This window comes from Bacillus sp. LJBS06 (assembly GCF_016924995.1).
Lineage (GTDB): Bacteria > Bacillota > Bacilli > Bacillales > Bacillaceae > Bacillus > Bacillus stercoris.
This window is the reverse complement of sequence record NZ_CP070483.1, coordinates 689,180-701,395: the sequence shown is the minus strand read 5'-3', so window position 1 is coordinate 701,395 and position 12,216 is coordinate 689,180. Positions and strand designations below refer to the sequence as shown.

Below are 12,216 nucleotides of genomic sequence, written 5' to 3'. Positions count from 1 at the left end.
TAAGGAAAATATTTCGACACGCTTTATGAGGTTAAACAGTAGTAGTTTACCCGCTTTCTCACCTTTTCAAAATCAAAAAAAGCCCGCTTTTCAGCAGACTCACCTCTTCTCATCTATTGTCAGATCTCTTTTTTCATTTTCAGAAGGGACTTGTATTCTTTCTCAAGCTCACTAAGCGTGTAGTGAGCCAGCTGTTCCCCTCTTCCCTGATAAAATTCCGAGAGCAGTAATTTGGTTTTTAAAAATTGCTTCTTTTGATTAATTGCGCGGCGAAGTACTTCAGCCATGTCCATCATCCTCCTTCAATATAAAGGTTTTTGCGCTGGACGTTTACAGCATTTTCCCCATCATACACGGGTTAATCCTACAAATCAACTATGTTTTTTAGATATATTTGTAAAAAGTGTGACATGAAAAAACCGGCTGCTTTGAGCCGGTTTTTTCATTAAAGCGGAATAAGCGATGCTGTGAAATATTCAGAAATAAACGGCCAAGTCACTGCCGTAAACAGTAGCGCTATCCCCACCACCGCCAATACACAATAGATATAATCAATCGGCGCATCTTCTGCCGCCTGGTACACCCGCTGTACATACAGCGCGATGATAAAAAAGATGGAAAACAGGATCAGCACCGTAAACAGAACTGTCAGCATCGGGATATTCACGATCGCAAAGATCAGCCATATAATTGAAACAGCTATCACCGGTACAAGCAATGAACCCAATACGGCAGCCGCTTCTCTGAACGTCACCTTCTGCTTCATCATGTAGCGGGAGACAGCCCATATAGCAAAGACCATTACCGCGAAAAAGATCAGCAAATACACTAGAACAACTAAAAACCCGTCATAGAAAGCATGATGGCGTTCTCCGAAACCGAGCGGCCGGTTCCAGCTCGCCTTTAACTGAAACCAGTTCCCAATTGAAAAGATCACACTGAATATAAGCATTGAAATCAGACCGTACTTATAATGAGAAAAACCATCCGCTATGACGGTTTTCGCCGGTGATTTTAAAATCGAGAATGCAAAACCGCAGTATCTGTTGATGGCTGCCCATACAGACGCAAGCTTGTCTTTAACAGCCGATTCACCGCGTCCCTGGCGCGGTTTCTGCTTTTGTTTTTGCTTCTGCTTGCTTTGGCGGCTCGCCTTTCTGGACATTCTCGATAGCGGTTCTTCATCTGCATCTATTCTTTCACTCTGGTTAATTTCTTCTTCAAACGTTTCTTTTCTTTCTTCCGTCATGTCAGCAACTCCTATCAAAAAAATACGGCGGAATACCATTCAGCAAGAAAATAAAACACTTATATAAGGTACCGAAGCCTTCCTGAACAGTCAAGTCATTTCCATTTAAGTAAAGCATGGCTTCACATCTACATGACGGTATATCGTATGAAATGGTTTTATCTTTTGCAACAAAAAAACCAGCTGCACCGGCAGCTGGTTTTTCATTCCTTATTTTAAGAAGATAAAGTACAGGACAAATACAACAAACAGCCCGTACATGATTGGATGAACCTCTTTGGCTTTTCCTTTGCACACCATCGTAATCGGATAGAAAATAAATCCGATGGCAATACCAGTTGCAATGCTGTACGTTAACGGCATCATGATCATGGTAAGGAAAGCAGGAACGGCCACCTCGAACTTATCCCAAGCGATTTTGCCAAGCGGCGCCACCATCAATGCACCAACAATAATAAGCGCCGGCGCTGTTACATTTGACGTGACGACCGATAGGAGCGGCGAGAAAAACGTAGCCAGTAAAAAGAGAATCCCTGTTACAATTGCGGCAAATCCTGAACGGGCACCCGCAGCGACACCTGAGCTTGATTCCACGTAAGAAGTTGTTGTAGACGTACCAAGCACGGCACCGATCACAATAGAAGATGAATCAGCTAAAAGCGCACGCCCCGCACGCGGCAATTTGTTTTCCTTCATTAAACCAGCTTGTGTTGCCACAGCAACAAGTGTACCAGCTGTATCAAAAAATCCGACAAACAAGAATGTTAAAATAACGATCAGCATTTGTACGGAGAAAATATCAGGAAGGTGAATCCACGCTTGTCCGAAAGTCGGCGCAAGGCTCGGCACACTTCCGATGATTTGAGTCGGAACCGGGACCAAACCGAAAATCATGCCGGCAACCGCTGTTAACAGCATCCCGATAAACACGCCTGCGTTCACGCGAAGCACCATTAAAATAACTGTTACAATCACACCGAAAATGGTTAACAGCACAGGACCGCTGTGAATGTTTCCGATCGTGACGAGCGTAGAAGGGTTTGCAGTAATGATTCCTGATCCTTGTAGGCCAACAAATGTAATAAACAGGCCGATCCCCGCACCGACTGCCAATTTCAGCTCAGGCGGAATGGCGTTGATGATTTTTTCACGAAAACCTGTTAAAGAAAGAGCAACGAAAATAAGACCTGAAATAAAAACACCAGACAAAGCTGCCTGCCATGAAATGCCCATACCAAGGACAACAGAAAACGCAAAAAACGCGTTCAGCCCCATACCGGGCGCGATGGCGATCGGATATCTCGCTATTAATCCCATTAAGATACAGCCTGCTGCAGACGCCAGCGCTGTCGCCGTAAAGACCGCACCCTGGTCAATTCTCAGCGCCTCCGGAAAATCTTTCACGCTCTCCAAAGCAAGCGTAATCGGATTGACGAACAAAATATATGCCATAGACAAAAAAGTCGTTAATCCGCCAATGATTTCATTGCGATAGCTGGTGCCCAGCTCATCAAACTGAAAATACTTTTTCAAGCTATTTGACTCCCTTCACTCTTTGCTATTTATCCTGCCCTGAAATCGCCAAATAAAAAACGCCCCAATAATTTTGGGACGCTTGACTACAGACGGATTTCAGTTCGAATAAATAAACGTGTTTTATTTATATCAAACGAAAGAAATGTTTACGTAGTCAAGCCATTTACGGTAGCTTGGTAGAAACTTGCGAGCCATATCCCCGCGATTATACGAATTCATCTTATTTGATTTCTGTGTCTATTGTACCAAGTTCAATTTGAAATGACAATATGAAAAGCGAACAATAGTCACGCAAAATCCGATTTTGTTCGTAATAAACAAATAAAACCATCTTTCTGGCAAAACTGCCAAAAAGATGGTTTCCATTCATTGTTACTTATTCCCACTCAATCGTCGCAGGCGGCTTGCTTGTAATATCGTACACCACGCGGTTAATGTGCTTCACTTCGTTTACGATACGTGTCGAAATGACTTCAAGCACATCCCACGGGATACGCGCCCAGTCAGATGTCATGCCGTCGATTGATGTAACGGCGCGGATTCCGATTGTGTAATCATATGTTCTTGCGTCACCCATAACACCAACGCTGCGGATGTCAGGAAGAACCGTGAAGTATTGCCAGATATCACGCTCTAAGCCGTGATTTGCAATTTCTTCACGCAAGATTGCATCTGATTCACGAACGATTTCTAGTTTTTCTTCTGTTACTTCGCCAAGAACGCGGATTCCGAGTCCCGGTCCTGGGAACGGCTGGCGCCACACGATTTCATCCGGAATGCCGAGCTCTGTGCCAAGCGCGCGCACTTCGTCTTTGAAGAGCGTGTTTAACGGCTCGATCAGCTCAAACTGCATGTCTTCAGGAAGCCCGCCGACATTGTGGTGAGATTTGATCGTTTGCGCCGTTGCGGTACCGCTCTCGATGATATCTGTGTAAAGCGTACCTTGTGCAAGGTAGTCGATGCCTTTGAGCTTGTCCGCTTCATCATCGAATACGTAAATGAATTCATTACCGATGATTTTGCGTTTTTGCTCAGGATCAGAAACGCCTTTTAGTTTATCTAAGAATCGATCTTGTGCGTCTACTTTAATCACGTTCATGTTAAAGCCTTCGCTGAATGTTTTCATAACACCCTCAGCTTCGCCTTTACGGAGAAGACCATGATCTACAAAGATACAAGTCAGCTGGTCGCCGATCGCTTTATGAATCAAAACAGCAACAACAGAGGAATCAACGCCGCCGCTTAGCGCGCAAAGAACCTGTTTGTCTCCGACTGTTTCACGGATTTTTTGCATTTCGATTTCGATAAAGTTCTCCATTGACCATTCGCCTTCGCATTCGCAAACACCGAATACAAAGTTTTTCAGAAGATCATTGCCGTATTCAGAGTGGCGCACTTCCGGGTGGAACTGAACGCCGTACCATTTTTTGTCTGCTTTGCTCATTGCTGAGTTCGGGCAGTGATGGCTTGTCGCGTCAACAGTGAAGCCTTCAGGAACTTCTACAACCAAATCGCCGTGGCTCATCCAAACCACTTGTTCATTCGGAAGATCTCTGAACAAATCAGGTGTGCCTTCGATGTGGATGTTTGCTTTTCCGTATTCACGCTGGCTTGCCGCTTCAACTTTACCGCCAAGGTAATGAGTCATCAGCTGCATGCCGTAGCAAATTCCCAATACAGGAATATCAAGCTCGAAGATTTTCTCGTCACAGCGGAAAGAGTTTTCATCATACACACTGTTTGGACCGCCGGATAAAATAATTCCTTTTGGATTCATTTTTTTAATTTCTTCAGCCGTCAATGTATGTGGATGCAGCTCGCTGTATACACCGAATTCACGGATACGGCGTGTAATCAGCTGGTTATACTGACTGCCGAAATCAAGGACAAGAATCATTTCATTCACTAACTTTGTCATGGTTGTCACCTAATCTCCTCTAAGTTTTTTGACACAGAAAAAAACGAGGACAGATATGAAGCTCGCTCCGCCCTCTTTGGCAAGGCCGTTTGCCGGAGTCAGGCCAACTCGCTCCCAGACTCCGATAATATTCACTAATTCTAACAACACGTCGATAAGTGGTCAAGACCATCTTCTTTTAATTAAATTTTCCCATAACTCTCTCGAATCATTCCATAGCGCCGAAGAATCTTCATTTCTGTAAAGCGCCCTTTCATAGCTTAATATCAGCTTTGACATGTCTTCTATGTCGTATTTTTCATCGATTCGTTTCGCATAATCACGCAGCGTTTCACTGTCTCGTTTCGGCAGTCCTTTTCTCTTCAGTTGTTTCAGCAGTGCGCCATATGCCTCAAAAAACGCGTGCTGATCGCTGCGCCGCTTCAATTTCCTCACAGCGAAAACAGGAATCCATAACGAACGGAAAGCATACAGCAATACCGCTGCCACCAGGAGGACTGCAAGAACCACAAGCGCAGCATACCAGCCTGCACCGGCATTTGTATGCGAAGCGGACGGCTTTTTAGAAACAGCTGGCTCCCGTTTTTCCTTTGGCTTTACCTCTTTTTGCGGCTGTTTTTTCTCTTCTTTCTGTTTCTCTTTTGTTTTCTTCGGCGAGCTGCTGTTATCGCTGCCGGAGTCCTTTGTTTCAGAAGAAGTAAATTGAGCCGGATTTGTAAACCCTTTAGTCGGCTCAAATGTAACCCAGCCCTGTTCCGGGAAATACACCTCTACCCAGGAATGGGCATTGTTATTTGTCACTTCGTAGATGCTGCCATTTTTGTTTCCTGCTTCTTTGTATTCGCCGGACGTATAACCCTTTACCCAGCGGGCCGGAATACCGGCCGAGCGCAAGAGCACCACCATGGCGGAAGAAAAGTTATCACAATAACCCATTTTCGTTTCAAACAGAAATTGATCGACATAATCCTCATCATTCTTAGGAATGGTCACTTTTTCTGTTTCATATGTGAACGCATTTGACCCTAAATAGTCCTCAACCGCTTTCACCTTATCAAACATATTGTCGTGATCCTGAGTCAGTTTGATCGCAAGGGTTCTCACCCGCTCTGGCAGTGAATCTGGAAGCTGCATGTAGCGATCGCTGAATGTGTACTCCTCACTGTTTTTTCTCACTTTTACCTTTCTCAGTTCATCCAGCTTATAGACCGGGGAATTGTACGCTACTTTATAATTCCCCATATTTCTGATTTCACCGGCTTGTTCACTGATCGGAGAAATTTGCTCCGTGTTGCCGTTCATTTCAAGTGAGACAGCCTGCTTTGGCTGAATGGTGACCGCACCAATCGGATACATCAAATGGTTGTACCCATAGTGCTTATCAACCTTTACACGGACTGTGCGGCGCTCTGTTGCCACTTTATGGTCAAACCACAGATTTTCCACTTTTCCTCCGCTAAGCTGATATGACATGCCTGTGTCTGTTTCAACCCAGCCTTTCCCGGTATACGTATCCTTTGTTTCCACACGGAAATACGTCCGCTCTTTTCCCTGCCATGTAAAAACAGGTGTAGCATCCTGCTGGAACGGGCCGCCGAGTGATTCATCATGATTCCCGTATCCGATTTTGCTTTCCCCTGCAGACACGCGGTCTTGATGAGTGATTTTTTTAAGAAAAGGCACCGGATCAGGCCAGGCCGGATCTGATTTTGGAGCGGCGAGTCCGAATCCCACTGCAGCCAAAACCAATAAAGATAAAGGAAGAAACCATTTCAGGACAGATGTTTTTGGCAGTGTGATTCTTTCCATCAGCTTAATGCGTTCTAAGTATAAAAGGCCCAGCATAAAGAAGCCGATCAGCACGATACGGATGACGGCAAAAGTGGCATCATATGGCGTAAAGGTATCAAGAATCGTAATATACGCTACTGTCATCATAAAGAAAAACAAAATTCTTCTCTGGTAAATCACCCAATAATGCAGAAGATAGACCAGCAGCCACAGCAGCACAAAAAACAGCAGGGTCCGAAAAGAAGGAATCATGTCATTCCATTGCCCTGATTGAATCAGCGTGATATTCAGATAGACATCCTGCAAAAAAGAGCTGACCCAGCTCAAGTCGAATATAGATCCTTGATAAAACAGGATGTGTATCGAGAGCAATGTAAATAAGATACAAAAAGGAACGGTGACAAACCACCTCATCCGGAAAAAAGTCAGCAGAAACGTCAAGCCGATAAAGACAATAAAAAAGCCCGTATGTTTCGTTTCAGTAAAACTGTTGAGCGGCCTGAGCCACTCCCACAGCAATAAAAAAGCCAGAAAATAAAATAACAGCAAGCTCAAACGGCTTCCCTTCTGATCATCGTGCGGCATGTGAACCCGTCACCTCTCTTTCTAAACAACACGCGAAACTCGTCCGCCCATCATGACCTGAACTCTGATTTGGCGTTTCATCATGCGTTCAATCACGATATTTTCAGCTTGAGAAAGCTCAGCATCTTTCTCTTTTGCCAGTATCACCGTAACCCGGCCGCCTCCGATTTCTGCGAGGTGCAGCAGATCTTCCGTTACCTGTCCCGTGACGACCACTTGATCGGCTTGGCGAACAGATGGCTTTCCCAGCTCCTCCCGTACATATCGGCTTATCGGGTCAGCCGCATCACAATGAACCACTGCTAAATGCCGAAGCATGTGCTTAAAATGCTGATCCCCTTCCTGAATGGGGAAAATGTTTTTTTCCTTTCCGACGGAAGCCAATCCTGCGCCCGCTCCGTTTTTTAAAACAGAATAAAGGATCGAAGCAGTCGCTGAAACGACCTCTTCGAATGCTTCAGAGGGAAAACGGTCCATCAGAAGAAACAGATTTTTACTTCGGGAAGGTTCAAATTCCTTCGTCATCAGCTGGCTCCGCCGTGCAGAAGTCTTCCAATCTAATGCAGCAAACCGGTCTCCCGGCTGATAATTCCGCACACTTGCTGCGACTGAGGAATGGTGCTGATGAATAGGAGAAGAACCGCTTACACCGTCTTCCTGATGCCTCTCATTCACCTGATAGGAAAAACGCTGAAAGGATGGATAAACAAACAGGATATCCCCCAGCTCAAAAAATGCTGTTTTTTCAATCAATCCAAGAACATCTCCGGTTCGCACCCTGACAGCATGAAAGTGATGCTCTCCGCGCGGTACCCGAGCTAATTCATACGACAGCGTCATACTCCGTTTAAACCAAGGAAAAACGAGCCGTTTGGCCGCGGCTTCGTCTCGCTTCAAGGACTCAATTCCTTCTGGCAGGCAATCTTCAATCACCATATACATCAGGGGAAACGGCAGCTTCCGTCTCAGCGTAATCGTCACGCCCAGCCTGTCCCCCGCATGCAATTGTGTTTTATCCATCTGCCGTGAAGCCTGAAATGAGCGGAGCGGATACAATGCCAGCAGCCCGGCATACAAGACAAAAGGGAAAAACGCGTAAAACAAAAACCAGCTGACAAAGCCGCCCTGAAACATCGCATAAGAAAAAACAGCAGCCGTCAATAAAGTTAATATTATCAGCTTCCAACCATATACAAGCCATTGCCAATTCTTATTCATCAGCGGACCGACGACCTTTGAACCGGCACCTTCACAGCTGACATGATCTCCCCTACGATCGCTTCTGCCTGAATCCCTTCAAATTTCGCCTCAGGATGAAGCATCATCCGGTGCGGCAGCGTGAAAGGAGCTAAATATTGAATATCATCCGGGATGACATAGTCGCGATGATGCAGCAGCGCGTAGGCCTGTGCCGCTTTCATGAGAGCGATTGAGCCGCGCGGACTGACACCTAATTGAACAGAGGGATTCTGTCTCGTTTTCTGCACGATTTCAACGATATATTCTTTAATACTGTCATCGGCACGGACATTTTGCACTTCCCGCTGCAAACGGATGAAATCTTCTCTAGTAATAACCGGCTCAAGCGTCTCAATCGGATGGCTTTTTTCCTGAAGAGATAAGACATCAAGCTCTTCATTAAAGGACGGATAACCCATCCGAAGTTTGAATAAAAAACGGTCAAGCTGGGCTTCCGGCAAAGGATAGGTCCCTTCATATTCGACCGGGTTTTGCGTTGCCATCACAAAAAACGGAGCGGCAAGCGGCATCGTATGGCCATCTACCGTTACGCTTCCCTCTTCCATCGCTTCAAGCAAAGCCGACTGTGTCTTCGGAGAAGTACGGTTGATTTCATCGGCCAGCACGATATTTCCCATAATCGGACCGGGACGATATTCAAATTCCATCGTTTTTGCATTATAGATAGATACCCCTGTTACATCAGATGGCAGCAAATCCGGAGTGAATTGGATTCTTTTGAAATCGGCACTAATTGACTTCGCCAGCGCGCGGACCATCATCGTTTTTCCGACTCCGGGTACATCCTCAAGCAGCACATGCCCTTTGGCAAGAAGGGCTGCCAAGCTGAGTATGGCGATGTCTCGTTTTCCAACCATTACTCTATTAATATGTTCAACTGCTTTCCCCAGCAAAGGATGCAGGTCTTCTTGATATGCCATTCTTTTCCTCCTATTTATCTACAAAATTCATCATATCGTAACCTAACTTTACCACAAAAAGAGATTTGTATAAAAAAACGATTCTAGCAAATTGTTTCCAACCCAAGCAGAAGAAATCACGCAAAAAAGCTTCCTGTGACAGGAAGCTCCATTATTTTTGTTCCAAAGGCTCCATATGAACATGTGAATAGTCAATCGCATGCTCCTCCTTCATCCTCCGCTCAATTTCATTGGCTATATCGTGGCTTTCCGTAATATTTAAATCTGCTGATACCTCAACCACTACATCAACATGAACCGTACTGCCCAAGTATCTTGCTTTTATGTCTTTTAAACGGCTCACACCGGAGATTTTTTCAATCGTCTGTTTATAAGCTGAAATGTCCTTTGTATCGAATCCATCTGTCAAAGAGTGAGATGACTCTTTAAAAATATCCCATGCGGTCTTGCAAATGAGAAGACCGATCACAAACGCAGTGACCGTATCAATCCAAGCCAGATGGAATTGAGCAGACACAATGCCGATAAACGTGCCGATACTGACGAACGCATCTGATTTATTATCAGCAGCCGCAGCAAGGAGCGCCTGGCTCTTTACCTTCTTGGCCAGCCTTTTATTGTACTGGTAAACGATCAGCATCAGTACTGCCCCGCCTGCTGCCGTCCAAGCCGCGATCATATCCGGCGTCTCTTGCTTAGCAGAAAAAATAGATTCTCCGGCATTGAACAGCACTTGCAAACCGACAACCATCATAATAAAGGATGCGATAAGCGATGCAATCGTTTCCGCCCGAAAGTGGCCGTATGGATGATCTTCGTCAGGAGGTTTTTGAGAGATGCGCAGGCCGATCAGAACAGCAACAGAAGCAATAATGTCAGTTGTGTTATTTAACCCGTCTGCCGTAAGTGCTTCCGAGTGAAAAAAATAACCGATGATCAGTTTAATCGCAGAAAGGACAAGATACGCGGCAATACTGACCAGCGCCCCGGATTCGCCTTTTTTCAATTCATCATACCTCTCCATACAAAAACCTCCTCTCCACTCACGTTTTCCTATGATTATCATACAAAGCTGAACCGCAGTGGGTCTACAGAAACATGATTCACCTGCCACAGAAAAATAGTGATGATGGAACACTTTTTCTCTAATCCAATTTATTGTGACTCTAAAAAGCCCTTTAAACCTAATGAAAATCTACACATTAGCGATCCTTAGAATTGGAAATATCAAACAAACTTGCAAAAGTGAATTATAAACGAAATATTCATTCCAATATTTTATGAAAGCGCAAACAAATAACTACAAATTTGAAATAAAACGTTATATTTTCTCACATGAATTTTCGACAAACTGTATATTTATGATAGAGTTTCAATTATCATAATATTCAGTAATGATTTCATTCTTAAAGGAGGTAACTTATGAACCAGTCTCAACCAGGATTAAAAAAAGAATTAAAGACGCGCCATATGACAATGATTTCGATCGCCGGCGTCATCGGTGCCGGGCTATTTGTAGGCAGCGGTTCAGTGATTCACTCGACCGGTCCCGGTGCGATTGTTTCTTACGCGTTGGCCGGATTATTGGTGATTTTTATTATGAGAATGCTCGGTGAGATGTCTGCCGTAAACCCGACGAGCGGATCGTTTTCTCAATACGCTCACGACGCCATCGGACCATGGGCAGGATTTACAATCGGCTGGCTGTACTGGTTTTTCTGGGTGATCGTTATCGCGATCGAAGCCATTGCCGGCGCTGGCATTATTCAATACTGGTTCCATGATATTCCGCTCTGGCTGACAAGTTTGATTTTGACGATTGTGCTCACCCTGACAAACGTCTACTCCGTTAAGTCTTTCGGTGAGTTTGAGTATTGGTTCTCCCTCATTAAAGTTGTGACCATCATTGCTTTTCTAATCGTTGGTTTTGCCTTTATTTTTGGCTTTGCACCGGGCAGTGAGCCAGTCGGCTTTTCGAATATTACAGGCAAAGGCGGGTTTTTCCCGGAAGGCATCAGCACTGTACTGCTCGGCATTGTCGTTGTCATCTTCTCTTTTATGGGAACTGAAATCGTTGCCATTGCAGCAGGAGAAACATCCAACCCGATCGAATCTGTGACAAAAGCAACCAGATCCGTTGTATGGCGCATCATCGTCTTTTACGTGGGCTCAATCGCCGTTGTTGTGGCGCTCTTGCCATGGAATTCAGCAAATATTTTAGAAAGCCCTTTCGTCGCTGTACTTGAGCATATAGGAGTGCCGGCAGCCGCACAGATCATGAACTTTATCGTTCTCACAGCCGTACTCTCTTGCCTGAATTCAGGTTTGTACACCACATCCAGAATGCTATATTCACTTGCAGAAAGAAACGAGGCGCCGCGCCGTTTTATGAAATTGAGCAAAAAAGGCGTTCCCGTACAAGCTATTGTAGCCGGAACATTTTTCTCTTATATCGCGGTCGTAATGAACTATTTCTCACCGGATACTGTCTTTCTATTTTTAGTCAACTCATCAGGCGCAATCGCTTTGCTCGTCTACCTTGTCATCGCTGTTTCCCAGCTGAGAATGCGGAAAAAACTCGAAAAAACAAACCCGGAAGCTTTGAAAATCAAAATGTGGCTTTTCCCTTTCCTCACTTACTTGACCATCATCGCCATCTGCGGGATTTTAGTGTCTATGGCATTTATTGATTCCATGCGAGATGAGCTTCTGCTGACAGGTGTCATCACGGGAATCGTTCTGATTTCTTACCTTGTGTTCAGAAAACGCAAGGTGGGCGAGAAAGTAGCTGCAAAGCCAGTCACACAGCAGCAGCCCGATATCCTGCCTTAACGCTGATCAAATCCTAAACGGCCTGCCGTTTAGGATTTTGTTATTTTCTTCATTAGGCAGTCTTCAGCACGAAGATTTTTTGTAACCATCACGTTCTTATTGTCATTAACTATAATACCAATTTG

Annotated in this window: 9 protein-coding genes and 1 riboswitch; of the genes, 1 reads left to right on the top strand and 8 read right to left on the bottom strand. The window is 44.9% G+C overall.

Going from position 1 to position 12,216, the window contains the following annotated elements:
* Positions 1-119 precede the first annotated feature (119 nt).
* The 8 genes from JQX68_RS03605 to mneS form a co-directional block, all read right to left on the bottom strand.
* Entirely contained in the window at positions 120-287 is a 168-nt protein-coding gene (locus JQX68_RS03605; protein WP_014663056.1) for a Fur-regulated basic protein FbpA, read from the bottom strand.
* A gap of 158 nt (positions 288-445) precedes the next feature.
* The gene (locus tag JQX68_RS03600) at positions 446-1,249 is read right to left on the bottom strand and encodes a DUF6574 domain-containing protein (RefSeq protein WP_134975877.1); all 804 of its coding nucleotides are present in this window, start codon (positions 1,247-1,249) and stop codon (positions 446-448) included.
* Between the two features lie 210 nt (positions 1,250-1,459).
* Positions 1,460-2,782: a hypoxanthine/guanine permease PbuG gene (gene pbuG / locus JQX68_RS03595; protein ID WP_147772992.1), complete on the bottom strand. Its 1,323-nt coding sequence runs from the start codon at positions 2,780-2,782 to the stop codon at positions 1,460-1,462.
* Between the two features lie 134 nt (positions 2,783-2,916).
* Positions 2,917-3,018: riboswitch (purine riboswitch) on the bottom strand.
* Positions 3,019-3,161: 143 nt separating this feature from the next.
* Complete coding sequence (guaA, locus tag JQX68_RS03590; protein WP_024571783.1) at positions 3,162-4,703, bottom strand: glutamine-hydrolyzing GMP synthase; 1,542 nt, start codon at positions 4,701-4,703, stop codon at positions 3,162-3,164.
* Between the two features lie 162 nt (positions 4,704-4,865).
* The gene (locus JQX68_RS03585; RefSeq protein ID WP_147772991.1) at positions 4,866-7,079 is read right to left on the bottom strand and encodes a transglutaminase TgpA family protein; all 2,214 of its coding nucleotides are present in this window, start codon (positions 7,077-7,079) and stop codon (positions 4,866-4,868) included.
* A 21-nt stretch (positions 7,080-7,100) separates the two neighbouring features.
* Positions 7,101-8,297 carry a DUF58 domain-containing protein gene (locus JQX68_RS03580; protein WP_147772990.1) on the bottom strand — a complete coding sequence of 399 codons (1,197 nt, stop codon included), beginning with the start codon at positions 8,295-8,297 and terminating at the stop codon, positions 7,101-7,103.
* Positions 8,297-9,259: an AAA family ATPase gene (locus JQX68_RS03575; RefSeq protein ID WP_205440533.1), complete on the bottom strand. Its 963-nt coding sequence runs from the start codon at positions 9,257-9,259 to the stop codon at positions 8,297-8,299. The genes JQX68_RS03580 and JQX68_RS03575 overlap by 1 nt, the downstream gene beginning before the upstream one ends.
* Before the next feature lie 151 nt (positions 9,260-9,410).
* The gene (gene mneS / locus JQX68_RS03570) at positions 9,411-10,283 is read right to left on the bottom strand and encodes a manganese transporter MneS (protein ID WP_134975878.1); all 873 of its coding nucleotides are present in this window, start codon (positions 10,281-10,283) and stop codon (positions 9,411-9,413) included.
* A gap of 398 nt (positions 10,284-10,681) precedes the next feature.
* Between mneS and gabP the strand changes: the two genes are divergently transcribed.
* Entirely contained in the window at positions 10,682-12,091 is a 1,410-nt protein-coding gene (gene gabP / locus JQX68_RS03565) for a GABA permease (RefSeq protein ID WP_014663046.1), read from the top strand.
* Positions 12,092-12,216 lie beyond the last annotated feature (125 nt).